23 protein-coding genes and 2 tRNA genes are annotated in these 26552 nt (G+C 38.1%); 13 read left to right on the plus strand and 12 right to left on the minus strand.

Translation table 11 applies throughout. The features are described from left to right. Window positions 1-72: 72 nt before the first annotated feature. The 3 genes from ABX891_RS12110 (at window position 73) to ABX891_RS12120 (ending at window position 4559) form a co-directional block, all read left to right on the plus strand. The gene (locus tag ABX891_RS12110; protein WP_354629618.1) at window positions 73-2442 is read left to right on the plus strand and encodes an EAL domain-containing protein; all 2370 of its coding nucleotides are present in this window, start codon (window positions 73-75) and stop codon (window positions 2440-2442) included. 410 nt (window positions 2443-2852) lie between these two features. Beyond that, entirely contained in the window at window positions 2853-3740 is an 888-nt protein-coding gene (locus ABX891_RS12115) for a LysR family transcriptional regulator (RefSeq protein WP_002961689.1), read from the plus strand. A 54-nt stretch (window positions 3741-3794) separates the two neighbouring features. Beyond that, complete coding sequence (locus ABX891_RS12120; protein WP_188161574.1) at window positions 3795-4559, plus strand: YdcF family protein; 765 nt, start codon at window positions 3795-3797, stop codon at window positions 4557-4559. Window positions 4560-4573: 14 nt separating this feature from the next. On the opposite strand, the gene ABX891_RS12125 is transcribed toward ABX891_RS12120, so the two are convergent. Then, entirely contained in the window at window positions 4574-5326 is a 753-nt protein-coding gene (locus ABX891_RS12125; RefSeq protein WP_182198005.1) for a Nif3-like dinuclear metal center hexameric protein, read from the minus strand. A 150-nt stretch (window positions 5327-5476) separates the two neighbouring features. Between ABX891_RS12125 and ABX891_RS12130 the strand changes: the two genes are divergently transcribed. Beyond that, a complete protein-coding gene (locus ABX891_RS12130) occupies window positions 5477-5818 on the plus strand; it encodes a hypothetical protein (RefSeq protein ID WP_002961684.1) in 342 nt (113 codons plus the stop codon). 138 nt (window positions 5819-5956) lie between these two features. Here the strand turns inward: ABX891_RS12130 and ABX891_RS12135 are convergent, their stop codons facing one another. The 5 genes from ABX891_RS12135 to ABX891_RS12155 form a co-directional block, all read right to left on the minus strand. After that, on the minus strand, window positions 5957-9136 hold the full coding sequence (locus tag ABX891_RS12135; protein ID WP_354629619.1) for an amidohydrolase family protein: 3180 nt from the start codon (window positions 9134-9136) through the stop codon (window positions 5957-5959). A 105-nt stretch (window positions 9137-9241) separates the two neighbouring features. After that, on the minus strand, window positions 9242-10066 hold the full coding sequence (locus ABX891_RS12140; protein ID WP_024595522.1) for a M90 family metallopeptidase: 825 nt from the start codon (window positions 10064-10066) through the stop codon (window positions 9242-9244). Window positions 10067-10420: 354 nt separating this feature from the next. Then, complete coding sequence (locus ABX891_RS12145) at window positions 10421-11059, minus strand: chloramphenicol acetyltransferase (protein ID WP_182715838.1); 639 nt, start codon at window positions 11057-11059, stop codon at window positions 10421-10423. Window positions 11060-11195: 136 nt separating this feature from the next. Continuing rightward, a complete protein-coding gene (locus tag ABX891_RS12150; protein ID WP_002961676.1) occupies window positions 11196-12236 on the minus strand; it encodes a Leu/Phe/Val dehydrogenase in 1041 nt (346 codons plus the stop codon). Window positions 12237-12666: 430 nt separating this feature from the next. Then, the gene (locus tag ABX891_RS12155) at window positions 12667-14193 is read right to left on the minus strand and encodes a fumarate hydratase (protein WP_007375888.1); all 1527 of its coding nucleotides are present in this window, start codon (window positions 14191-14193) and stop codon (window positions 12667-12669) included. 155 nt (window positions 14194-14348) lie between these two features. Here ABX891_RS12155 and pabB point away from each other — a divergent pair, with 155 nt between their 5' ends. The 3 genes from pabB (at window position 14349) to ABX891_RS12170 (ending at window position 17767) form a co-directional block, all read left to right on the plus strand. Continuing rightward, window positions 14349-15707 (plus strand): aminodeoxychorismate synthase component I, encoded by a 1359-nt coding sequence (gene pabB, locus ABX891_RS12160; RefSeq protein ID WP_024594771.1) that lies wholly within the window; start codon window positions 14349-14351, stop codon window positions 15705-15707. Between the two features lie 6 nt (window positions 15708-15713). Further along, complete coding sequence (locus tag ABX891_RS12165) at window positions 15714-16289, plus strand: NUDIX hydrolase (protein ID WP_024606541.1); 576 nt, start codon at window positions 15714-15716, stop codon at window positions 16287-16289. Window positions 16290-16390: 101 nt separating this feature from the next. Beyond that, a complete protein-coding gene (locus tag ABX891_RS12170; RefSeq protein ID WP_024606542.1) occupies window positions 16391-17767 on the plus strand; it encodes an L-serine ammonia-lyase in 1377 nt (458 codons plus the stop codon). Window positions 17768-17842: 75 nt separating this feature from the next. Here the strand turns inward: ABX891_RS12170 and cysB are convergent, their stop codons facing one another. Beyond that, window positions 17843-18820 carry an HTH-type transcriptional regulator CysB gene (cysB, locus tag ABX891_RS12175; RefSeq protein ID WP_024606543.1) on the minus strand — a complete coding sequence of 326 codons (978 nt, stop codon included), beginning with the start codon at window positions 18818-18820 and terminating at the stop codon, window positions 17843-17845. A 324-nt stretch (window positions 18821-19144) separates the two neighbouring features. Here cysB and ABX891_RS12180 point away from each other — a divergent pair, with 324 nt between their 5' ends. Next, window positions 19145-19903: a hypothetical protein gene (locus tag ABX891_RS12180; RefSeq protein WP_024594743.1), complete on the plus strand. Its 759-nt coding sequence runs from the start codon at window positions 19145-19147 to the stop codon at window positions 19901-19903. A gap of 80 nt (window positions 19904-19983) precedes the next feature. On the opposite strand, the gene ABX891_RS12185 is transcribed toward ABX891_RS12180, so the two are convergent. Then, a complete protein-coding gene (locus tag ABX891_RS12185; protein ID WP_002961426.1) occupies window positions 19984-21276 on the minus strand; it encodes an NCS2 family permease in 1293 nt (430 codons plus the stop codon). Between the two features lie 118 nt (window positions 21277-21394). On the opposite strand from ABX891_RS12185, the gene ABX891_RS12190 reads away from it, so the two are divergent. The 3 genes from ABX891_RS12190 (at window position 21395) to ABX891_RS12200 (ending at window position 23110) form a co-directional block, all read left to right on the plus strand. Further along, window positions 21395-21859 (plus strand): tetratricopeptide repeat protein, encoded by a 465-nt coding sequence (locus ABX891_RS12190; RefSeq protein WP_024606570.1) that lies wholly within the window; start codon window positions 21395-21397, stop codon window positions 21857-21859. Window positions 21860-22157: 298 nt separating this feature from the next. Further along, window positions 22158-22592, plus strand: a complete 435-nt coding sequence (locus ABX891_RS12195) for a SulA-like leucine-rich domain-containing protein (RefSeq protein WP_002961428.1) — start codon at window positions 22158-22160, stop codon at window positions 22590-22592. A gap of 38 nt (window positions 22593-22630) precedes the next feature. After that, a complete protein-coding gene (locus ABX891_RS12200; RefSeq protein ID WP_354629620.1) occupies window positions 22631-23110 on the plus strand; it encodes a YchJ family protein in 480 nt (159 codons plus the stop codon). A 74-nt stretch (window positions 23111-23184) separates the two neighbouring features. Here the strand turns inward: ABX891_RS12200 and ABX891_RS12205 are convergent, their stop codons facing one another. The 3 genes from ABX891_RS12205 to ABX891_RS12215 form a co-directional block, all read right to left on the minus strand. Continuing rightward, on the minus strand, window positions 23185-24102 hold the full coding sequence (locus tag ABX891_RS12205; RefSeq protein ID WP_354629621.1) for a GGDEF domain-containing response regulator: 918 nt from the start codon (window positions 24100-24102) through the stop codon (window positions 23185-23187). Between the two features lie 193 nt (window positions 24103-24295). Then, on the minus strand, window positions 24296-24598 hold the full coding sequence (locus tag ABX891_RS12210; protein WP_002961433.1) for a DUF6172 family protein: 303 nt from the start codon (window positions 24596-24598) through the stop codon (window positions 24296-24298). A gap of 179 nt (window positions 24599-24777) precedes the next feature. Next, a complete protein-coding gene (locus ABX891_RS12215) occupies window positions 24778-25305 on the minus strand; it encodes a VC2046/SO_2500 family protein (protein WP_165742754.1) in 528 nt (175 codons plus the stop codon). 112 nt (window positions 25306-25417) lie between these two features. On the opposite strand from ABX891_RS12215, the gene ABX891_RS12220 reads away from it, so the two are divergent. Beyond that, a tRNA-Tyr gene (locus ABX891_RS12220) sits at window positions 25418-25502 on the plus strand. A 49-nt stretch (window positions 25503-25551) separates the two neighbouring features. Continuing rightward, a tRNA-Tyr gene (locus ABX891_RS12225) sits at window positions 25552-25636 on the plus strand. A gap of 119 nt (window positions 25637-25755) precedes the next feature. Here the strand turns inward: ABX891_RS12225 and ABX891_RS12230 are convergent. Next, window positions 25756-26454, minus strand: coding sequence for a M48 family metallopeptidase (locus tag ABX891_RS12230; protein ID WP_354629622.1), 699 nt, complete (start codon window positions 26452-26454; stop codon window positions 25756-25758). Window positions 26455-26552 lie beyond the last annotated feature (98 nt).

Below are 26552 nucleotides of genomic sequence, written 5' to 3' on the forward strand. Positions count from 1 at the left end.
TTTGTACAAAAACCCAAAATTAGGTTAACTTAACTGCGAATTTAAAAATAAAAAGAACAATATAAATTGCCTATGTCTTATAAAACTGATGCTACTAGAGCGCTTGAGATAAAAACAGATCAACTGAGTATTATAAATCAGTTTTCATCTAGCTTATTACAACTCGACACACTCGATGAGCTATTTGAGTACGTTACAACACATGTAGTCAACCGCTTAGGATTTGTTGATTGCGTTATTTACCTTGCAGATCGAGACACTAATACATTAAATCAAGTCGCCTCTATGGGTATTGCTCATGCACGGGATAAATACCAAGCTGGGCGTAAAATAATTCGCTTTAGTGAGGGCATTACGGGTGCAGTTGCAAGTACAAGTAAAGCAGTCATTATTGATGATGTAACTAAAGACAGTCGCTATATTGCAGATAATCGCCCTGCTCAATCAGAACTCTGTGTTCCTCTTATATATAAGGAGCAAGTTTTAGGTGTTATCGATTGTGAGCATCCAGTCAAAAATTACTTTACTAATGCTCACCTTGAAATACTAACAACGGTTGCTCATTTACTTAGTGCAAAAATAAACCAAGTAAATACGGTAAATAACTTACAGCAAACAGTTGAGCAGCTTAACAATGCTCAAAAGTTAGAAAATAGCCTATTACAAATAGCTAACCTTACCTACAAAGCCAGTGATTTAGACACTTTTTTTGAAGCACTCCATAACATCATAAACAGCTTACTCCCTGCTGATAACTTCTTTATCGCTTTGTACGATAAACAAGTTGATATTCTTGATCTGGTTTATATAGTTGAAGAAGGGATTCAAAGTCATGCCCATAAAAAAATCTCAAAAGAGCAGCTAAAAGATACGGCTTCTTACTATTTATTAAAATCAGATCGTGTTTTATTACTTAACCAATCACAATATCAGCAACACATTAATGCTGGCGACTTTAAACTTGTTGGTAGGTTATCTCAATCCTGGCTTGGCGTTCCATTTAAAACAAATGAAAGAATAAGTGGTGTAATTGTTGTTCAAAGCTATGATAAAAATTTGCAATATAACGAACACGATAGCGCTCTATTAACCTATGTTAGCCGCCAAATAAGCATGGCAATAGACAGGCAATTAGCCCGTCAAGAGCTAGAGCATAAAGCACTTCATGATGAACTAACAGGCCTTGCTAACCGCTCTTTACTTATTGAGCGGATACAACACGCTATCTTACGTTTATCCCGTGCTAAAAAAAGCACAAGCCATGCACTTTTATATTTAGATTTTGATCGATTTAAAAGTATAAATGACGCTTTAGGCCACGAGGTAGGTGACCACTTTTTAATTAAAATTTGTGAACTCATTAAAAACACCGTCCGTAATACCGATACTTTTGCACGTTTAGGGGGTGACGAATTTGCTATATTCATGGAAAATATCACCCATAAAAATCAGGTCAGTGAAGCATTAAAACGCATACAAACGGCACTTTCTAAACCCTTAAGTGTAGATGGTCATTTATTACAAGCTTCAACAAGTATTGGCATAGCTTACAGCGATAATATTGACGATAAAGCCTATATATTATTACAACAAGCTGATGCTGCTATGTACGAAGCTAAATCAACCGGACGTGGCCAGGTTAAGTTTTTTAATAACATGATGCGTAAAAAACTTAAAACCCATGCCGATATCGAAAACGACTTACAACACGGTATTGAACACAACGAGTTTGAACTCTATTTTCAGCCAATTTTCACAATTAATACCAGTGAAGTTATCGGCTTTGAAGCACTTGTTCGTTGGCACCACCCTACAAAAGGGTTTGTACCCCCTAATGACTTTATACCGATAGCTGAAACTACAGGGCAAATTATAAATCTTGATTTACATTTACTTGATTTGGCGGCCCAGCATATTTCAAATTGGCACCAACAAGGCCATCGCTTTTTAAAAGTCACCGTTAACGTATCGTCACGACACTTTGCAAGCCTCGATTTTGTAGCGCAAATACATTCCATTTATAATAAGTACCAATTACCTCTAGGTTCTTTATGCTTAGAAATTACCGAATCTGGCTTAATAGAAAATCTAGAACTCGCCACTCAAATAATTGAAGGTCTCTCACCTTTAAAAGTAAAATTATGTCTTGATGATTTTGGAACAGGTTATTCAGCACTAGGCTACTTGCACCAACTGCCTATTCATATTTTAAAAATAGATAAAAGCTTTATTGACCATCTACAGGATTCTACTAACCCACTTGTTGAAGCCATTTTATCACTTGCGCAATCATTAAAACTTGAAGTTGTAGCTGAAGGAATAGAAACAGTTGAGCAATTAACTATTTTGCAATCGACCGCGTGCGACTATGGCCAAGGCTTTTTAAAATCAAAACCTGTTACTGCCAAAAAAGCCATATTACTAATTAATAAACCCTTATAAAAAGAGCCAGCGAGTAGGTCGCTGGCTTAGGTATTACGCATATACTCTCCCATTGAGCTAAACTTAAGCTATAAGGCAAAACGACTCTATTTTTTAAAGCACAATCTAAAGTAAGCATTCAACAAACCTCACCTCATACCGTTATCAGCATGGTTAAAACTCACGCTGAGCTAAAACGCACAGCAATCGTTATATTTAAAATACAACATGAAGCAAACTCATCTAAAACTCATCAAACCAGTTTTCAAATGACTTTTATCATTACTAACTCTAATATTTTCACGATTCATAGCGATAAACTGCAATAAAACGCATAGTTTTAGCCATCTAGACGTTGAAACGTTTTTTATATAGGCGTAGTATGTAATTAATCTGAGCTGAACTCACTTTTCCCATGAGAATTTTTAAAGATGATTGGTATTAAACATTTAAAAACCATAGCAACCCTAAAAGAAACAGGATCTTTGGTTAATACAGCACGAGAGTTATTTTTGACACAGTCTGCTTTATCTCATCAAATCAAAGATTTAGAGAATAAATTGGATTGCCAATTATTTGAGCGTAAAACTCAACCAGTCCGCTTTACCCCTCAAGGAATGCTATTACTTGAATTAGCTCACGAAATATTGCCAAAAATGGAAGCGACTAAATGTCGTTTAAAAGAAAGCTTAAACCAGCCTATTTCTCAACTACGTTTGAGCGTGGAATGCCATGCATGTTTTCATTGGTTATTACCTACTATTAAAGAATTTAATAACTTTTGGCCTGATATAAAAATTGATTATGAACGTGGCTTTAGTTACGACGCTATTCCTGACTTACTAAGCGATGAGCTCGATTTAGTTTTAACGTCTGACATACGCGAACCCGACACATTAGAATACGCGCACTTATTTGATTTTAAATTGAAGCTTATTGTGGCGCCGGATCATGAACTTGCTAAAAAAGCGTATGTAACAGCGCTTGATTTAAAAAACGAAACTATTATTTCATACCCTATCCCGCGTGAACGCCAAGATATATTTAAGCATTTCATTCAAAATGCTCGTTTTGACGGTACATTAAAAACGGTTGACCAAGGACTACTTATTTTTCAACTAGTAAGTGCTGGAATGGGCGTTGCCGCTTTACCTGATTGGCTAGTTACACCTTATGAAAGCCAAGGCTTAATTAAATCAATTCCTTTGGGCGCTCTTGGTCTTACTCGCCCTATGTATTTAGCGATGAAAAAAGACATGAAAGATAACCCTGTTTATCGTCACTTTTTAAATACCTGTAAGCTAAATAACGGTCGATAATCATCAATATAATAAGTAATATCGCTGTAATTAACTCTACAGCGTTTAACTCTTATGTTTGTTATTAAAAAAATGATTGGTGGTTTACTTATGCCACTGCCTCTATTTGGTTTATTTGCGTGTCTGATGCTCCTACTGGCATTTAAAGGCCGCAAATCAGCTCTCTTTTTGTCTACTTTAAGTTTAATTGTATTACTTGCATTGAGCACACCCTTTATCGCCAATTTAATTATCCAAAATAATGAACCTGCGTCGCTTGCATTTAATACTCTAAAGCATCCAAAAATAGACAAAATAGTTGTACTAGGTTGCGATATAAACCCAAATCCTGCACTCAGTGCTAATAATCAATTAGGTAATTGTGCGCTAACGCGCTTGGTAGAAGGTGTAAAACTGGCAAAGCACTACCCTAACGCAGAGCTTATAGTTTCAGGCGGGGGTTATAAAAATACCACTAATAGCGGGCTTATGTATCAAACGGCAATTAGTTTAGGCGTTAATAAGAGCCGTATTTTCCAAAATCCAAAAGCAATGGACACAGGTGAAGAAGCTAAATTACTGGCATCAAAATTAGTCGACTTTAAAGTTGCACTAGTAACATCTGTACTGCATATGCCACGCGCAAAAGACTTATTTAATGCTCAAGGTATTGAAGTCATAACCGCAGCCACTGATTATCATAATTTTGCTGCACTTCCATGGAGCAAGCAGTTTATTCCCAATGCTCATGCCTTACTTGTGGTTACGCAATACAGTCACGAAGTAGTAGGAAATATATGGATAAGTTTGCGCCGCTGGATAGATCCAGAGGCGCTGTAACTTATATAGCCTAATTAAACTGGGTTATCTATGTCTATAAATGTCACATCAAAACCATGCTCTTGAGCAAGTAACTCACCTAGTGCTTTTACACCATAGCGCTCTGTTGCATGATGCCCGGCTGCAAAAAAATCAATGTTTTGCTCACGAGAACTATGAATTGTCTGCTCCGATGCTTCACCCGTTAAATAAGCATCAATGCCTTGCTCTGCTGCTAAGTCAATATATCCTTGCCCACCACCAGTACACAGTGCAATGGTTTCTATTTTAGCTGAGCGTACTAAGCTTGTGAGCGGGGTTCGATTAAGCACTTTTGCAATTTTATCTGCAAAATCTTCACCACTTAATGGTGTTTTTAAACGCCCTTTCATTGCTACGCTATTTGAAGTTGGCTCTAGCCCTGTTTCAATTTCAATATCTAATAACTTTGCAAGTTGTGCGTTATTGCCAACTGCTGGGTGAATATCGAGTGGTAAGTGATAGCCGAATAAATTAATATCGTTTGCTAGTAGCGCGCCTATGCGACGCTTTTTCATACCCGTTATTGGTTGAGACTCCCCTTTCCAAAAAAAACCATGATGAACCAAAATAGCATCTGCTTGTTGCTCAATGGCAGCTTCTATTAAAGCTTGACTTGCGGTTACACCCGTCACAATTTTTTTAATTTCGTTTTTACCTTCGACCTGTAAACCATTTGGGCAAAAATCTTTTATTAAATGAGGTTTCAAAATGTCATTTAGGAGTTGGTTAAATTCTCTACGTTGCATACAACTTACCTTACTTAGCACTGAATTTTGTGCAAATTTTGGCGTTTATAGGCCTAAAATGGAAGGAAAATCGCAAAAAATTGAAAAACTGTTTTAAAATAGGTATAAATACCTCTTCTTTATCTGTGTTCACAACGTATAGGGTCTCTGATGAGCAAACTAGACAAAACAGAAGTGTTATCTGCCTTTGAAGCAGCGTACGAAACTGCCAATGGTAAAAAACCTGAAATCACAACCAAACCTGGTTGGTACAGCATTGATGGCGGTAAAAATTTACGCCTAGCTGACGTAGCAGAGCTTACTAAAAAATTAAACTCTGGTAAAACAACTAAAACGAAAAAACCAAAAGCAGCTGCTCCTGTTAAAGCACAGAAAAAAGCGCCATTCACTGTTGTTACCGAAAATGAAGAAGGTTACACAGCGGAAGAACTTTGGATTGTAATTTTAGCTCGTAAAGATCATGACTGTCGCTTACCGCGCGGTGTTGTTTAATCAACATTTATGATTTTTAAAAGAAACCGCGTTAAGCGGTTTTTTTATATCCGTTATTTGCCAAAAACATAAAGCTTTATAAGTTGTGTAAGGCTAAAAAAAGCGGCTATGTAGCCGCTTTAAAAAGTTTAAAATAAATTACAGTTCTTCAAAATAAAATGGTTCGCGTTCTTTTTTACCCACTTCATTCATTGTCTCTGCATTGAATAGTCGACCATTGATCATGGTGTAATCTACTTTATCCGAATCTCGAATATTTTTAAGCGGATCGCCATCTATAACCATTAAATCAGCCAGTTTGCCCACTTCAAGCGAGCCTACGTTTTTATCAAGTCCTAAATACTTAGCCGGATCGAGTGTTGATGCACGTATTGCCTCAAGCGGTGTCATTCCGCCTTGTGCAAACATCCACATCTCCCAGTGTGCACCTAAGCCTTCACGCTGACCGTGCGCACCTAAGTTAACTAATACACCTAGGTCTTGCAGCTCAGCAGCAACGCGTGCGTTATTAAAGTGATTATAGTGATGATCGGGCGCTTTAATGCGGCGCATAGAGCGTGGTAATAATTGATTTTTTGGCACAAATTTACTTAAACGTGGATGATTCCACACATCAGTTTTATCGTACCAGTAGTTCTCACCCCAAATGCCACCATAAGCCACTACAAGTGTTGGTGTGTAACCAACATCACTTTGCGACCATAACTGCTTTATATCGTCATATATGTTCTCTACAGGGATTGAATGCTCAATACCTGTGTGTCCATCTACAATCATACTTAAGTTATGTTGTAATAATGAGCCACCTTCAGGGACAACCATCATTTCAAGTTCACGGCCTGCTTCAATAACTTGTTGGCGCTGCTCTCGGCGTGGCTGGTTATACGATTTAACACTAAACGCCCCTACTTTTTTAAGGCGCTCTAAATGAAATTTAGCATCGTCTAACGAGTCAATATGCGACGTATAACCTGGCATATTTGCGCCATATAAAATAGTACCCGTTGAGAAAATACGCGGACCAACAATCATGCCTGCCTTTTGCATTTCGCTTGCGGTAAATATTTCTGAGGTATCGTTTGATGGATCGTGAATTGTAGTTACACCCAGCGCTAAACCTGCAAAGTTTTTCCAGTTTTGCTCAGGTATAATTTCACCGCTTGCTTGCGAGCCATGTGCATGAGCATCAACAATACCAGGCATAATTGTTTTGCCTGTTACATCAATAACCTCAGCACCTTTAGGGATGCTTATCTCACTGGCTGTACCAATTACTTTAATATGCTTGCCATCAGTGATAATTACACCATTTTCAATAACCTTTTCGTCATCCATAGTAATAATTTTTGCACCCGTGAGCGCAATCATGCCTTTAGGCTCTGCCATTTTTTTACTGAAACCGATATTATCGCCACTTTTCACTTTAAAGTCGGCATCCTCAGCTTTGTTAATGGCAAACATCCCTTCAAGGCTTGCATGATAAAGCTCAGGCCCTAATGTCCAGTAAAGTTTGTTGCTCTTAGCACTCCAGCTAATGTTTTCACCAGCACGTACCGATAACTGCTCTATTGGGAATTGACTGTCTTTAGGCCCAATATTAATTGTTTTACCACTTTGAACAAACGGCGTTACAAATACTTTAAATCGCTCAGCAAAAGCGAGGTATTGCCCATCTGGTGATACTCTAAATTCTGTCGCATGTTCTGACTCGTACAGTTTGCGAACTTTTTTACTTTCAAGCTCAACTACGCTAAGCGTTGGTTTTGGCCAAGGACTCATTATAAAAACGCGATCGCTTGCATCTCCAAATTGTGGTTGATAACCACTTTTTGAAATAAGTTCACTTTTACCGCCTTTAGCGCTTACGCTATAAACCCCCGGATTAAGTGACCACTTAGGGTTTAAAATATTGCCGCCAGTAGCTTTTCGATAAACAACCGTTTTACCATCTGGGCTAAACGTTGGCTCTACATATTTACCAGGCTCTTTAGTTATTGTATCGCCACGGCCACTGCGCGCAGACACCACTCTTACAGACCCTTGTTTGTTATCATCCCATGTGGTGTAAACTATTTTTTTACCATCGCGAGAGTACTGTGGAAATAATTCGTAATGATCAGTTTGCTTTGTTAAACGCTTAATTTTACCCGACTCTAAATCACGTTTATAAATATGCCCAAGCGCTTCAAAAATTGCCGTTTCGCCATCTGGGCTTACTTGCACATTACGCAGCATTTTTACATCAAACTCATCAGTATCTAAGTTTTGTGTAAAGCGCACCGCTTTTTGAATTTTTTTACTTGTTTGCACTTTAAAAGGAATGGTTTTTACAGATCTGTCTGCAACATCTAGCTTGTGAATTGTGCCACCAGCCCAAAATACCAGTTCTTCATTATCGGGTGTCCATGCAATAGTTGGGTATACACCATGAATAGCCCATGTTTCTTGCATATCTCGCTCAAGCTTATCGTAAAGCTTAGTGTGCTCACCGCTGGTTAAGTCATATAAATAAAGACTAGTTTGAAAATCATCACGCTTTATATACGCCAGTTTTTTTCCATCAGGTGACGGTGTAGGCCTAATAGCACCGCCCATCGTATCGATTATGGTTTCAATTTCACCCGTTTCACGGTCGTAGCGCTTAATTTTATAAATACCCGCTACAGAATCTTTTGAATAATGAAAGGTTTTACCGGGTGTTGCATCATGCGAAAAGTATACATAACGACCATCCGGTGAAAACATTGGCTCACCTAAATCTTTTTGATCGTTCTCGCGTTTTGTAAGCTGTACGCCCTTGCCACCCGCTTTGTGATACAACCACACTTCACCTGCTCCCAATGAGCGGCTAGCTGTAAAGTGTTTACGCGCAACTAAGTAGTCGCCATCAGGACTCCATGCAGGACTATTTAATAACCTAAAGGTTTCATCGGTAACAGCGTGTTGATTTTCGCCATTTAAGTCCATTATCCAAATGTTATCGCCGCCACCTTGGTCGGAGGTAAACGCAATACTTTTGCCGTTAGGACTAAAGCGTGGTTGCATTTGCCATGCAATATCAGAGGTGAGCTTTGTAGCTGTACCACCACTCATTGGCATAGTGTAAATATCGCCAAGTAAGTCAAACACCACAGTTTTACCATCAGGGCTAATATCTATATTCATCCATGTGCCTTGCTCAACGCTAATTGCAGCGTCAACAAATTGCCCTTTTGGTGAATCTACTTGCCATTTTTGTTCGTCTTTTTCAGCGGCATTTACCTGCCCTATCGCTAATGACACCGACAGCGCCAATACTGTATGAAGCATTTTTTTCATGCGTTTCTCGCTTGTTATTGTTGCAGTAAAAACTATTTCACATGATTGCAACAAAAACAAACGCAACTTGCCAGCGTTATATGATAAAGCGCGGTTTATGTAGGTTTAATGCCAAACAATAGGGTCAAATTGATAGTAATTAACTAACATACTGTAAATTTCAGGATCGTATCGGCGAAGCTCTGCGGGTTTTTCGAGAAAAGTTTCGGTGAGTACAGCAAAAAACTCAGCTTCATTAGTTGCGCCATAGCTGTGAATAACGTGTGGCATGCTATAAGCAACATGGCTTTTTAACTGGGTGAAAGCACGGCTAAATACTCGGCCCCACTCTTTGTAATCTGCTGAGCTTTTTAAAATGGGTGTGCCCGTTGTTTTACCTGTTTCTTGATCGAGTTGATGCGCAAACTCATGAAAAACTAAATTATGTCCATCACTTGGCAAGCGGTTACCTTCAAGCACGTCATGCCAACTGAGTACTAGTGTGCCGCCAGGCCATGACTCGCCTAGTCTTACCGTATTATGGTAACTCACAAGTCCTGCACTATCGCGAGTTGATTGCGGAGCATAATAAGCACTGGGGTATAATAAAATTTCTTTTACATTTCTATATAACGGCCACGGTTTATTAAGCACTAATACACACGCATCGGCGGCAACAATTAACTTCATTGCAGACGTTAACTTTAAGCCATCACAACCGACAAATCGTTTTTCATTTAAAAACCACGTTATGTGTCGCTCTAACTTTTCTCTGTCGGCATCGGTCATTTTTTTATAGATGGGCATGCAACGCAGTAAAATATCTTTTTGCTGCGAATTTAAAGCAAAGTCTTTATATTTACTGCGCCATAATCGGTTTTGAATTGATGGCCAACGCCAGAAAATCACCACAAAAAGAATTAAAACAACAATTAACAGTCCATTTATCATGGGGATTTCCTGAGCTAAGGTATGGTATATAAATATGTCCAGCACACGTGCTTTTCAAGCATATAAGGTTATGTATTTGAATATAAAGTAATTCACATCGCATTGCTTATAGATTACTTAACCTGAACTTTGGTTAAGAGATTTACTAATGTATTGGATCATGTTGATATTTAAATTTATTTTCTCTAGCCAGAGATTTTCAGTGGAAACAAGGCGAATTTACGCGTCAATAGCGGGCCTATTGCAAGTAAATTCAACGCAGTTAGCGCTAAAAATAGCTGCTTGAGATAGATTTATTATCCAGAGTTCAGGTTAATTACTGCTTTGCACTACCGTTAAATGACGTGTTTAAAGTTAACCTTTGCAAAAGGAGTCAAATGTACCCTGCAATGTGTTTATAAATTTCGCTACGTGCAAACCATCCATTAATGAGTGGTGTACATCGATAGCTAAAGGTATTGTACCTGTGTGTTTATCAAACTGACCAAATACAAATTTAGGAATGCCTAAACTCTCCCCTTCACTAAATGCATGCGAAAACGCACTAAAATTCAGCCACGGCAAAACAGATATATGAATTAAGTCGGCCTGCCCTTCTGTTTGAGCAAATGCATCAGAAAATAACGGCTGTAATTTCGCTTTTTTGCTTACGTCACTTGCATGATTTGCAAACTCTTTAAAATCGCTTGCGCTGTTAAAATAACTAAAAACAAACGTATCGTTTTCAGACAACTCAACCACACTTGCGCGAACACTGTTAAGTAGCCATGGCTTACTATCTATTATACGTAGCATTATTGAATCGTACTCATGGCACGCTTTTAAGGTGCAATATACATATGCTTGAAAAAAAGAAAATTGATTGGTTTTGCAATAGTCGTAAAGTGCTTGAGCATCTAAACGCACACACACATTAAAATAAGGCTGAGAAAAGTGTTTAAATAATTCAAAGTGTTGCTTTCTAGGCCAATTATCTAAATCGATAGGCTGCATGAGAGAAGTTGAGGGAGTCATAATTTGCCGCACAAAATTAAAAATAAAGTGTACCGCTGTTCAGTAACAATTGCATTAACTTACAGATAAACAAAAGGTGTGCAATTGCACACCCTTATATAAATTAGAACTTAGATCACAGACCGTTTTTAATGATCTCTTGCGCTAATTCGTCAGCAATTAAATGCGTTGATTTTTGCTCTTTTTCGCTACGGGCAAAGATTTCAGTTAACGTATTAAAAATACCTTCAACATGTTTATTAGACGCTGCTGCACTGTAACCATCTGGCGCTGTTTCGTAATAAACATTAATAATACCACCGGCGTTAATTACGTAATCTGGTGCATATAAAATGCCTTTTTCACGAATAACTTCACCATGGCGAGATTCTGCCAGCTGATTATTAGCACAGCCTGCAATAATAGTCGCTTTTAAACGCGGTATAGTTAAATCGTTAATAGTTGCGCCTAGTGCACACGGTGCATAAACATCAACATCTAAGTCGTAAATGTCATCAATGCCAACCGCAGTTGCGCCAAAATCACTTACTACACGATCAATGGCGGCTTGGTTAATATCAGTTACAAACAACTCAGCGCCCGCATCATGTAAATGTTTACATAAGCCATAAGCAACAGCACCTAGACCTTGCACAGCCACTTTCACACCTGCAAAATTTTGATGGCCACGTTGATGCTGTAGCGCTGCTTTAATTCCTAAAAAAGTACCGTATGCTGTAAATGGCGATGGGTTACCGCTTTTACCTTCAAGGCCCAGTACGTAATTAGTTTCTTTATTCATAATAGCTACATCAGCACATGTGATGTTTACATCTTCTGCTGAGTAATAGCTGCCATTTAATCGCTCTAATTGACGACCAAATGCACGGAATAATTGCTCAGATTTAATTTCTTTCGCATTACCTATAATTACAGATTTACCGCCACCAAAGGGTAAGCGCGCAACTGCATTTTTATAAGTCATGCCCTTTGATAAACGTAGCACGTCATAAACAGCATCTTCGTCGTTTGCATAATCCCACATTCTACATCCGCCAACTGCAGGACCTAGGTTGGTATTATGTACAGCAATAATTGCTTTTAAACCCGACTCTTCATCAGAACAAAAAACCACTTGTTCATGGTTATCAAATTCAACTCGATTAAACACAGCCACTTAAAATACTCCGAAATAGTTAACCCCTGAGAGGGTATGCGCGCTGGAAATTGCCGAGACTTTATCACTTCATATGCGTGTTCGCTATACTCACAGATGATAAAACCAATGAAAACATTAAGCTTAAATTAAATAACCCAATTAAAACTTTTATATAGATAAAAAATTTACAAAACCGTCATTTTTAAGTTTTAAATACTATAAATATAAGAACCACACCGACTTACGTTTACGTGAACGTAATACAATTGTTGCATGTAAAGTTTAATATACAAGTGCTACATGGCCGCTACGTACCGCTGCCTATAGGTTTCCAGTAAAAAGTGAGCTTTTTCGCAAACTGGTCAGAGCTGTAAACTTACTAATAACTCTATTTAAAAAAACAAAAAAGCGAGCACTAGGCTCGCTTTTTAAAAATACAAAACGTACGTTATTTTAGCTTGCTATCAAGCTCTTCAATTTTAGCTTTCCAGATAGCAGGGCCTTGTGTATGCGCATTGGCGCCTTCACTGTCTACTGCAACGGTCACTGGCATATCTTCAACTTCAAATTCGTAAATAGCTTCCATACCTAAATCTTCAAAAGCAACTACGCGTGCTTTTTTAATCGCTTTAGATACTAAGTAAGCTGCGCCGCCTACAGCCATTAAATAAACAGATTTATGCTCTTTAATAGACTCAACCGTTGCAGGGCCACGTTCAGCTTTACCAATCATGCCTACAATGCCTGTTTTTTCTAGCATCATATCGGTAAATTTATCCATGCGAGTGGCTGTTGTAGGGCCAGCAGGACCTACTGCTTCATCGCGTACCGCATCCACTGGGCCTACGTAATAAATAAATTTATTATCAAAGTCTACGCCCTCAGGTAAACCTTCACCTGAGTTGATCATATCTTGCAAACGTTTATGCGCTGCATCACGACCTGTTAAAATAGTGCCCGAAAGTAAAACGGTTTCACCCATTTTCCATTCTTGAACATCTTTTTTAGTCAGTGTATTTAAATCAACACGACGTGTGCCTTCGCCCACTTCAAATGTTACTTGTGGCCAATCTTCTAGTTTAGGTGCTTTTAAATTAGCAGGGCCAGAACCGTCAAGCGTAAAATGTACATGGCGAGTTGCCGCACAATTTGGGATCATTACTACAGGTTTTGAAGCTGCATGCGTTGGTGCTGTTTTAATTTTAACATCAACAACCGTTGTTAAACCGCCTAAACCTTGTGCGCCAATACCTAATTTATTAGCACGGTCAAAAATTTCTAAACGCAGTTTTTCTTCAGTTGTCTCTGCGCCGCGTTCCATTAATTCATGGATATCAACCGGATCCATTAACGACTCTTTAGCCATTACTGCTGCTTTTTCAGCCGTACCACCAATACCTATACCTAGCATGCCTGGCGGACACCAACCAGCACCCATTGTTGGTAGTGTTTTTTCTACCCATGCAGCAACATCATCTGACGGGTTTAACATAACCATTTTACTTTTGTTTTCAGAGCCGCCGCCTTTAGCCGCAACCATTACTTCTACTTTTCCACCCGCTACTAAATCAATATGCACAACCGAAGGCGTATTATCTTTAGTATTTTTACGCGTACCAGCAGGGTCTGCTACAATAGATGCACGTAAAGGGTTATCTGGATTCAAATATGCACGACGAGTACCTTCATCAACCATTTGTTGAACGGTTAAATCTGTTTTATCCCACTTAACATCCATACCTACTTTAACAAAACAGGTAATAATACCGGTGTCTTGGCAAAGTGGACGCTTGCCTTCAGCCGACATGCGTGAGTTAATTAAAATTTGTGCAATGGCGTCTTTAGCCGCTTTACTTTGTTCTTTGTTGTACGCTTTTTCGAGTGCTTGAACAAAATCAAGTGGGTGATAGAACGAAATATATTGCAATGCATCTTCAATGCTATCAATAAAGTCTTGCTGACAAATTGTACTCATAGTGGTTCCTTAAGTTACCGTTACGCGTTGTCGCGTAATCTAAATCAAACCGGTGACGGTGGTTTGCACTGTTTTTTGCAGCTTAGTGCTGCCAAAAAATTTGACTTATGATACCCTCCCAGCCCGTTTCGAGCCAGTTCTTAAAGGGGCAGTAAATGCTAAACAATAAAAAAAATTGTATTAAATTAGGCATAACACAAAACTGCATTGACGTTTTTGCGCATTTTTCACATTTGCCTTATGCAATTCTATTAGATTCTGCAAATAGTAATCATATAAACAGTCGTTTTGATATTGTTGCTATTGAGCCGCAAAGTACCCTTGAAGTAAAAAATAATAAAAGCTTTTTAAATAATATAGAAAGTAGTGATAACTGCTTTGAAATTATGAATAATGAGCTTTCGCATCTTGCTAAAACAAAAGCCGATTACGATTTACCCTTTAACGGCGGCTGGCTTGGCTACTTTGGCTACGACTTAGGGCGTACAATTGAAAACATCCCCACTCGTGCTATTGAAGACATTAATCTTCCCCAAATGGCTATTGGCCTTTACTTAGATGCCCTTATTTACGACAAACAGCAACAAAGCTGGTTTTATGTATCGCAGCCAAACACCGATAGATTAGCGCTTTATGAGCAATACTTAAATACGCACGCTAACTCCCAAGTTAATACGCAGTCCTTTGCCCTAAACAGCGACTGGCAATCAAATATGAGCGAAACCGAATACGCTGCAAAGTTTGCCCAAATTGAGGAGTATCTAAAAAGTGGCGATTGTTACCAAATTAATTTAGCGCAGCGCTTTAACGCTCAGTTTGAAGGCTCCCCTTGGGCGGCTTATATTAAACTGCGTGAGGCAAATAAAGCGCCATTTTCGAGCTTTATAAATCACCCTCAAGGGGCAATTTTATCAATTTCCCCTGAGCGCTTTATATCTGTAAATAATAACGTTGTAGAAACCAAACCTATTAAAGGCACACTGCCGCGAAAAGCGGATGCGCTGGAGGATCAACGCCAAGCCCAAATACTCGCAGCATCAGCTAAAGATCGCGCTGAAAACGTAATGATTGTTGATTTACTGCGTAACGACTTAGGCAAAGTGGCAAAACCTGGCAGCGTTCACGTCCCTTCCCTTTTTGCTATTGAAAGCTTTCCGGCAGTGCATCATTTAGTAAGCACGGTAACCTCTGAACTTGATGAAGGTAAAACAGCCGTCGATCAGCTAAAAGCGGCTTTTCCGGGAGGCTCAATCACCGGTGCGCCCAAAATTAGAGCAATGGAAATAATTGAAGAATTAGAACCACATCGCCGCAGCATTTATTGTGGTTCAATTGGTTATTTAAGTGCGTGTGGAAACATGGACACCAGTATCACTATTCGCACCTTGGTGTGCCACAAAGCGCAAATTTACTGCTGGGCAGGTGGCGGAATAGTCGCTGATTCTAAAGTCGAATTGGAATATCAAGAAACTTACGATAAAGTAAATAAAATCCTCCCTTTATTAAAACAGTAGGTCGCTTTGAATAGTGAACACATTATGGCGCGGTTTCTGTTAAGCCCTACAGCTGCGCCAAACCAGTTAAAAGACACGCGTAAAAAACGTGCTAGCGCTGTTATGCTGCCAATTATTGATATAGATAATCATGCACATATTTTACTGTGTAAACGCCCTACTTATTTACACCATCACCCTGGGGAGATTTGTTTGCCCGGAGGCAAGTTTGAAGTAAGCGACATTACCCTTCGCACCACAGCCCTTCGCGAACTAAAAGAAGAGCTAAATATTGCCCAAAGCAACGTTAATGTATTAGGTCACTTACCTGAGTATTCAACCTTAACGGGTTTTAGTATTAGCCCCTATGTAGGTTTACTCAAAAAAGACACCACCTGGGAAAATGACTATAATGAAGTACAAGCGAGCTTTTTGCTCTCGGTCACTGAATTAAATAACGAAGCTAACTGGCAACCCTTACCTTTTCAACGATTTGGGAAAACGGTTATTTTGCAAGGTTTTAAAACGCCGCATGGTTTACTTTGGGGTGCGACGGCAAACATTATAAAAAACTTTACAAAACAACTCGCCTTACCAGTTTAAATCTTCGTTATTAGTAGTTACACAATCACAATTCCACGTTATCATGCTCGACCGTTCAAAGAGCAGCTTCGAGCTGATAAAACAAAGTAGAGACACACATTATGATCAGTGCATTTGATATGTTTAGCATTGGTATTGGCCCTTCGTCATCACACACCGTTGGCCCAATGCGCGCATCACGCTTATTTGTTAATGACCTACAAGAACAACAATTATTAGCAAATGTTACCGATATTAAAGTAGAGCTTTATGGCTCTTTGGGACAAACAGGTGTTGGCCATGGCTCGGGTAAAGCCGTAATTCTTGGTTTAGCCGGTTATGACCCTGAAACTATAGATGCCGATTTAGTCGACGACATTTTAGCCACTATCGAACAAGATCAGGTTATTTATTTAAACAAAACACACAAAGCTAAGTTTCCAAAACAAGGCGCTATTGTTTTTCATCGTCGCAAAACGCTGCCTAAGCACTCTAATGCAATGGAAATTATCGCCTCAAACAACGGCGAAAAAGTTTACAGCAAAGTATATTACTCTATTGGCGGTGGCTTTATTGTTACTGATGAAGAGTTTGAAAACGAAAAACAAGCAGCCCTTGATATTAGAGAAGAAAACCCAGCTCCTTTCCCTTTCAGTAGCGCAAAAGAGCTACTAGAGATGTGTAAAGAGTCAGGGCTTAGTGTTTCAAGCTTGATGATGAAGAACGAAAAAACACTGCGCACTGAAGATGAAATAAAAGACACGCTGTTTCATATTTGGAAAGTAATGATGGCCTGTATTGAGCGTGGTATGCGTACCGAAGGTATTTTACCTGGCGGCTTAAAAGTAAAGCGCCGTGCGCCAAGCCTATACTTAAAACTAAATATAGAGGTCAGTAACGACCCACTTCGTGCAATGGATTGGGTTGATTTATTTGCCCTTGCCGTAAACGAAGAAAATGCGGCAGGTGGCCGTGTAGTTACCGCACCAACTAATGGTGCTGCGGGTATTTTACCGGCTGTGCTTATGTACTATCACACATTTGTGAAAGAAGTAGACCGCGATATAGCCACACGTTATTTATTAACGGCTGCTGCTATTGGTATTTTATATAAAAAGAATGCCTCTATATCGGGTGCTGAAGTAGGTTGCCAAGGTGAAGTTGGCGTTGCGTGCTCTATGGCTGCAGGCGCATTAACAGAAATTGTTGGTGGCAATGTTGTGCAAGTAGAGAACGCAGCAGAAATTGGTATGGAACATAATTTAGGCCTCACGTGCGACCCTGTTGGTGGCTTAGTACAAGTACCGTGCATTGAACGTAATGCAATGGGCGCGATTAAAGCAATTAATGCCTCACGTTTAGCTATTCGTGGCAGTGGCGAGCAAAAGGTATCACTTGATAAAGTGATTAAAACCATGCTTGAAACCGGCAACGATATGAAAACCAAATACAAAGAAACCGCTCGCGGTGGATTAGCAGTTAATATTATCGAATGTTAATCAGCTCGCTATAAAAAGAAAAAGCTGCCTATTTAAAATAGGCAGCTTTTTTATTGTTCGTTCAATGTAATCACCTTATTTAACCGGTAACTCTATATCTGCAAATAATTTATCTACATCGTCTTGGTTACGCATTAAACTTGCTCGCTCTACGCGCTCTTTAGTTAAGTGCGGTGCAAAACGTTCAATAAAATCATACATATAAGTACGTAAAAAGCTGCCCTTTCTAAAACCAATTTTGGTCGTGCTTGCTTCAAATAAGTGGCTTGCATCAATACACACTAAATCGGTATCGCTCACTTGATCTATCGCCATTGAAGCGACAACACCAACTCCTAAACCCAGTCGTACGTATGTTTTTATAACATCAGCATCGGTTGCAGTAAATACAATGTGTGGCTCAAGTCCGTGTGCGCTAAATGCTTTATCTAACTCTGAGCGGCCCGTAAAACCAAATACATATGTAATGAGTGGATATTGGGCAATGTCAGCAACAGTTAAACTATTTGCCTTTTTAGCGAGCGGATGGTCTTTAGCAACAACAATACTGCGATTCCAATGATAACAAGGCAACATAACTAAATCTGAATACAAATGCAGTGCTTCTGTTGCAATAGCAAAGTCGGCATCACCGCGTGCTGCAGCATCCGATATTTGCTGTGGAGTGCCTTGGTGCATATGAAGCGATACCGCAGGGTATTTTTTCATAAACCCTTGAATAACGTTAGGCAAAGCATAACGGGCTTGGGTATGTGTTGTGGCAATATTTAACTTACCTTGATCAGGTAACGTATGCTCATTAGCAACGGCTTTAATACCTTCTACTTTGGAGAGTATTTCACGAGAAATATTAATTATATCTTCGCCAGCACCGGTTACATGCGTTAAATGTTTACCACTGCGACCAAAAATTTGTACACCCAACTCATCTTCTAACATGCGTACTTGTTTAGAAATTCCTGGCTGCGAGGTAAATAAACTCTCAGCAGTCGCTGAAACATTTAATTTATGATTTTGTACTTCTACGATGTATCTGAGTTGTTGTAATTTCATGGCTGCAAATTTTAACGTTATTATTCATATTATTTATAAAGGCAATACCGCTTAAAACCAAGTGTTATTTGCGTAAAATATCACTTTAGGTCTTTAGGTGTGCAATTATCTGATTAGAGCTCAAGGCTAGCATAATAAATATGCTTGAGGTAGCGATGTTTATTCAGCTTTAGTTTATAAGCCCTTAGGGTGACTACGGTTTATAAAGAGCTCAACCTATCAATTTTTTGGTGTATTTTTTAAGTTAATCGGCGCAAAGCTACCCTGTTAACGTATATTTAATGTAAGATTAAATAATTAGGTTATATGTCCGAGAATTACACCATGATCGTTTCTATTATAATAGTGCTTATAGTTGCATTGATTGTGATTGCACTTTGGGTAAGTGCTGTACAACAACACAAAGAAAAACAAGAAGCGGAACGCCGCAAAGAGCTAACAAAACAAAAAGCTATAATAGAAGAAACAGAAGAAGCACTAATGAATAGTGCCAATATACCTCTTTCTGAAAATATAATCCGTGTATTGCAACGCCGTATTTACGAAGCATTAAACACGATGGTTACTAGTTCGCCAACATCCAAAGCACTCAAAAGCCGCTTAGGTGAGGCTAAAACGCACCTCACCAATGCAGTTCTAGACAACAGCAGTGAAGCCCTAACGCTACCGAGTAATGACAAGCAGCTTGTTGGCCTAATTCAAGGTATTAAAAAATTACGCTCAATTTTACGCTCTGAACATAATAAAGGTCGTATTGATAGCCAAGTTTTTGTTTTAGAAGATAAACGTCTTGAAAAACTACAACTGCGTATTAATATCGAAAGCCAAATAAAACGTGGCTTATCTGCCCGCTCAGCGAGTATGGTTGGCTCTGCAAGGCAGTATTTTGAAAAAGCACAGGCAACGCTCAATGCAGTTACATACACCGATGAATATGTAACAACAAAACGCCAAGAAGTTGAAGGTTACTTAGAAGCAATTAGTGTTGAACTAAGAGCTTCTAATGCAAGCGCACTTAAAAAGAAAACAGAAGAAGAGCAAGACGACTTAGATATATTGTTTGCTCCTAAAAAGAAATGGTAGCGTTTTTATACTAAAAATAAGTATTAAAAAAGCCTGCACAAATTAAATTTGTGCAGGCTTTTTTGTCTCTTTGTTAGTCATTAAGACAAAAATGCAAACTTGAAAACAAACAAGGCTGTTAATATCCAAACACTAATACTGATTTGATCTTGCTTACCACACAATACTTTTACCGCTGTATAAGATATAAAGCCAAGTGCAATACCGTGCGCAATCGAAAACGTTAATGGTGTCATTAGTAATACCACAGTAACAGGAATTGCATCGGTCATATCATCCCAATTTACAAACTTTAAATTTTGTAGCATCAGTACAGCGACATATAAAATAGCACCTGCCGTAGCATAAGCCGGTACCATTTGTGCAAGCGGTGCAAAAAACATCATTAGTAAAAAGCAAATACCTACAACTACAGCCGTTAAACCAGTACGTCCGCCAACAGAAACACCAGCAACCGATTCTATATACGATGTAGTCGTAGACGTGCCTAGCATCGCACCTGCAATTGTTGCAGAGCTGTCAGCACTTAGTGCACGCCCTAAACGAGGCATGTTACCTTTTTCATCAGCTAAACCAGCTTTTTGAGTGACCGCAACTAATGTACCCGAAGTATCAAAAAGATCGACAAACAAGAATGCAAAAATAACACTCATCATTGATATATCAAAAGCGGCGGCAAAATCTAGTTGCATAAAAGTAGGCATTATTGATGGTGGCATAGCCATAACACCGTGATATTCAACAAGCCCTAAACTTAGTGCAATGCCTGTCACTAATAAAATACTAATAAGTACACCGCTTTTAAAATCGCGGTATAAAAGCGCTGCAATTACAAAAAAGCTTAATATAGCTAATAATGGGCCTGGGGAAGTAATGTCGCCCAATTGCACTAGTGTTGCTGGGCTTGAGACAATAATGCCTGCATTTTTAAGGGCAATTAAGGCTAAAAAAGCACCAATACCTGTTGCGATAGCTCGCTTGAGCACCAGAGGTATGGCATTAATAATCCATTCTCTGACTTTAAATAAACTTAAAAATAAAAATATACAACCCGACATAAAAACAGCCCCTAATGCGGCTTGCCAGGTATAACCCATTCCTAATACGACGCCATACGTAAAAAAAGCATTTAGTCCCATGCCAGGCGCTAATGCTAATGGATAATTAGCCCATAAACCCATTATAAAACAGCCTATCGCAGCTGCTATACAGGTAGCTACAAATGCAGCCCCTTGGTCCATCCCTGCCTCAGCAAGCATAGCCGGGTTTACAAATACAATGTATACCATAGTAATAAAGGTAGTTAGGCCAGCAACGCATTCGCGTTTAACTGTTGAATTATTTTCGCTGAGTTTAAATAAGGCTTCAAACATAATAAACTTGTGATAGTAAAAAGTGACGAGATTTTAACATAAAAATTATCTTTTACAGGACATTTTACCTTGCTATATACTAAACTGTTAAAGTAGTTAAAATAATAAATGAACCAATATGCTTAAAACAACACCTTGTGAGCAAGACTTAGAGCAACAGCTAGACAACATTTTAGGTTTTGTTACTCAACCAGAAAGCAGCCCCGCGCCCATTGATAATAAAAAAGATGAGCAAAGTACTATTAATAAAGCCCTATATTATTTAAAAAATAATCAAGCTCCATTGGCTGCAAAATGGATGCGCCTTGCTGCAATGGCAGGAAACCATAGAGCACAGTTTTATTTAGGTTTATTTTTTGTAAAAGGTGAAGGCGTGCCACAAAGTGTATTTCATGCTGTAGCGTGGTTGAGCTTAGCGAGTAGCCAAGGGTACGCACCTGCCACTGCAGCGGTTACAGATATACGCAAACATATCGAAACTAAGCGATTTAAAGATGCTCAATGTTATGCAGCAAGTTTGTACGAACAAATTCACCAACTCCAGTTTTGTCATATGATCCCTCGCACGAGTGAAAACACATAAGCTAACTAAGTTATAAGTACTGTATACAGTGTTGAAAAATACTGTATATAGTTACAAAGATACTCCTACACAGTATAAAACCCACAAATGAAAACATGACTCAAAAATTTATTTTAAAAATACCCCCTCAAAAACAAGCCTATAACAAGTTGATTAATAAAGAATTATAGATTTAAAAACAAAAAACAATGATCAAAAGCTGAATAACTGTACAAATAAATAGCATAAAATGCTTGCACGAAAGCACTGTATAAACTACTGTATATGAATACTGTATAAAAACCCAGTGAGTGAAATTATGTTACAGCCTATTACCGTAAGAACAGTTAAAAGTTACCAACAAGACGAGCAAAGCGATTGCGTAAATTTGATCCAAATTGAAGATGAAATTTCAGCGACCTTTGAGCTTTTAAAAGTATTACACCAATACAATAGCTCTAATGCATGGACGTTATTAATTGCGCCAGATCATGTACCGAGCAAAGCTTTACTTGACTCATGCTCTATTGATACAAGTAAATTACTTGTTATTAGACAGAAGCACCTAGTAAATCTAGAGTATGTATTAAATTCTGCATTACATAATGGAAACTTTGCAGCGGTAATCACCTGGACCGATATAGTTAATAACCAACTACTTACAAATCTATCGTTCGATTTAAGTAAAACGAATACAAAACTATACTGTTTTACTAAAAACGCACAAACAACAGAGATACCACTCGCTCAATAAGCTTGTTAAACTAATGTTTTAGACTTTGTACTATTATTATGACTTCACTCAATACCACTTTATGTTTTTGCAGCAGTGGGCACAATTATGCCGATTGCTGCGAGCCGCTTCACTTATCTGTTATGCAAACTGACACTCCTGAACAACTTATGCGCTCACGATTCAGCGCTTATGTTATTAAAAATGCAAAATATGTTTATCAAACCTACGCAAAAGAAAAACAAGCTGAGAATCCGGTTAAAGAAATCAATGATTTTGCTAACAGCTGTCGATTTATAAATCTTGATTTAATTGACTCAAGCCATGATGGCGATACTGGAACTGTAGAATTTAAAGCCCAATATTTTTATCAAAACTTATTTTGTGAGCTTCACGAAAAATCGCAGTTTATTAAAGAAAACACTCAATGGCGTTATTTAGATGGCACTATATATCCTGTTGAAGATATTAAAGTAGGCAGAAATGATGACTGCCCATGCGGTAGTAATAAAAAGTACAAAAAATGTCATAGCATGTAATAAATAATCTTATTTAGTATTTATCACCTAAAAGGTGTTTTTAAGCGGCAGAGCAATTTATTAGCTAACTAAACTTAAAAACACACTTTGTTACGCCCTTGCATTTTAGACTCATACATTTTTTCATCTGCGATCTGCAACGTGTTTTTGTTATTTACGTATGGTTGTAGGGTTGCACCGCCAATACTAATAGTCACAAAGTTATATTCTGAATATTTGTGTAATATTCCTAAATCGACCACATTTTGTTTAATTTTACCAGCAACACAAATTGCACCTTCGGTGCTTGTATGCGGTAAAACAACTACAAACTCTTCGCCGCCATAACGCGCAACAAAATCGGTTGGCCTTTGCAAACTATTAGTAATAGTTTGTGCTACTAGGTTTAACACCGTATCCCCCTGCACATGACCATAGATATCATTGTATTGCTTAAAGTAATCTATATCGATGAGTAATAGTGCATAGTCAACTTTTTCTCGTAAGGCGCTTCGTTCCATTTTAGAAAAATGTGCATCAAAATAACGGCGATTGAATACTTTAGTTAAATCATCTAAAAATACTTTTTGATTGAGTAAGTCGTGTTGTAATTTTAACGTTATATGGGCACGAACCCTTCTAAATAGTGTTTCTTTTATAATCGGCTTTTTAATAAAATCAACAGCTCCGGCTTCCCAACACTCTTCTTCTTCGTTTTCAAAGGATGTAACAAAAATAACGGGTATATCCTGTGTTTTAGTATTATTTTTTAATTTTAAACATGTATCAATACCACTCATTCCACCCATATTAATATCGAGTAGGACTATATCAGGTACATTTACATTACAAATTTCAATTGCTTCTTCACCACTTCCAGCTGTTGTCACATTAAAATGCTCAGATAATATTTTTTTTAATACGATTAAGCTTAATAACTGATCGTCAACTATAAGTACTTTAGAATTCTTTAAACTTAGTTTTAATTGATGGCCAGAGTAATTTATTGGCATAGTAAAAATGTTTTGTTTTTTTAATTAAAAACAGCCTATAGCATCACATTTTGTTATGCAAATGTTAATTAAGAGGGGTTCTACTTATTGGTTACTAATAAAAATACTTTTTAGTAAATCTTTACTGCATAAAAACAAAAAATGAGCCACTTGGACTCATTTTATAACTTTGAATACTTAATTTAGTTAAGTATTATTCGTCATCATCTAAATCTAATTGCTGACGTTGAGCAGGTCGAGCTAAAATCTCTACGTAGAAAGAGGTCAAACCTTGCTTTTCAATTTCGCCAATTTGGTTACTTAATTCAGCAACGTGCACAACTTGCGCATCTTCAGCTGTGTTACCAAACTTACAGTCAAATGCCCAATAGTCAGCATCTTCAGGTAGCGTTTTATTACGCTCTCTTTTCAAATATTTTTTCACTTCGTGCTTTGCAGCATCAACCATACGAGGGTATTTGATTTTCTCGTGATTTAGCGTGAATGTTTTCTTCATTACGTTCCTAATTACCTTGGTTTAATGATAATGGCATTTCATGTCATACCATTTGACGCCATTATAGCAATTGCATTTAATTTTTGGATGCTTTTTTTTCATTAAATCAATTATTAGCAAATATATAAAGCAGACCCGTTATAAAGCATATATTAACTGATGATTATTACAATCATATATCACACCGCAATAAGCTGAAGTGGTTGATGTATTGCATCATTATTAAGGCTGTCGTAAAAAGCAGCTGCATCTATAGGAGGATTAGCAAGTTGTGTTTGTTCGCTTTTAATTCTTCTTCTGACAGCAAGCTCACAGTTATCTATTATATTAAGTGGAATATGCTTATCATCATTTCTAATCGCAAGTGGTTCAGGCTTTAAGCACTGTCTTAGCTTAATACTTGTCATACCGCAGCGCTCCCCTTCTTGAGATATTAATGATGCATTAAACTGTCCAACCAACATATTGTATTCATCAGGGGCTAAAAGTTGCTTTGGACCTGCGCCAAATTGCTTTCTTAATGCCTCTTCTTCTATAACTAAATTATCTATTTCAGTTTTTGGTAAATGAAATTGGCTAAAGTCGAGTGCGTCATGTGACAGCATCGCTAATAATAGAGAAAATTCGCCACGACGATTTTCATGCACACTATTATTGAGCCTACTGTTTAACTGACTCTCTGTGATTAACAAATCATCTATTTGCATAGTCTTTAGTCGATTGTGGTAACTGATAGATATTTATCGGCTTTATTTCAATTTTCTTTAGCTTTTTTCTTTACTTAAATACGCAATTTGCTATTATCAGCGCCGTTGCATTGGAGGGGTTCCCGAGCGGCCAAAGGGATCAGACTGTAAATCTGACGGCTCAGCCTTCGCTGGTTCGAATCCAGCTCCCTCCACCACTTTTCTTACCGCTAAGTTAAGTGGGGCCAAATGCAATAAAATTAGTGTGGAGGGGTTCCCGAGCGGCCAAAGGGATCAGACTGTAAATCTGACGGCTCAGCCTTCGCTGGTTCGAATCCAGCTCCCTCCACCACTTCTCTACTATTCCTATATTCCTATATTCCTATATTCCTATATTCCTATATTCCTATATTCCTATATTCCTATATTCCTATATTCCTATATTCCTATATTCCTATATTCAGGTTAACTTCAAAATACCCATTGTAAACTCATACTGTTTTTCTTTAGCCATGTTGATGACGCTTTATAATTAGGAAAAAAACACTCAACGTGTTGCCAAAAAGCTTTACTGTGGTTTAAGTGACGTAAATGCGCTAACTCGTGGACAATCACATAATCAATAGCATGATAAGGCGCTCCGATTAAATGCAAATTAAATGTTAGCTCTCGCTTACTATTACAACTTCCCCACTTTCGCTTATAAATAGCTACTTTTAGACTCGTAGGTAATTCTTCACCCATTTGTGCGCAGAAGTACGCTAAACGCATTTCTATATATGCAGTTAGTTGCTCTTTTAAATATTCTTCAAGAAGTTGCTGATATTTTTGCGAAGTATTTTTAACGCGCGAAGAGTGCGTAATAAGCAAGCTGTCGTTACTGTTTATTACTTCGGACTTAGTACCTTGCTTAAACTCTATGTTTTCAATACTATCAAAGATTAAAATTTGTTTGTCTTTGAGCGGGTTCTGTCTGCTATCAGCAATATTGTGCTGTTTAGTTAATTGAGCATTTACCCACACCTGCTTATCAAAAAGCCATTCTTGGATGTGTTTATTACTAACAAACTGAGGGGCATATACAGTCACCTTTTTGTTATGTACTTTAATGGCAACCGTTTTACGTTTTATACTTTTCTTTAACTGATATTCAAACACTTTCATACTCATTAATGATATTGCTACGAGAAAATTCACCAGCAACTAATAAAACCAAATAAAGTGTAATTTTCGCTTAGTTAAGCCAATTCATTAGCTTTCTTAATGTT

The organism is Pseudoalteromonas sp. NCIMB 1079, from assembly GCF_040567695.1.
Lineage (GTDB): Bacteria > Pseudomonadota > Gammaproteobacteria > Enterobacterales > Alteromonadaceae > Pseudoalteromonas > Pseudoalteromonas distincta.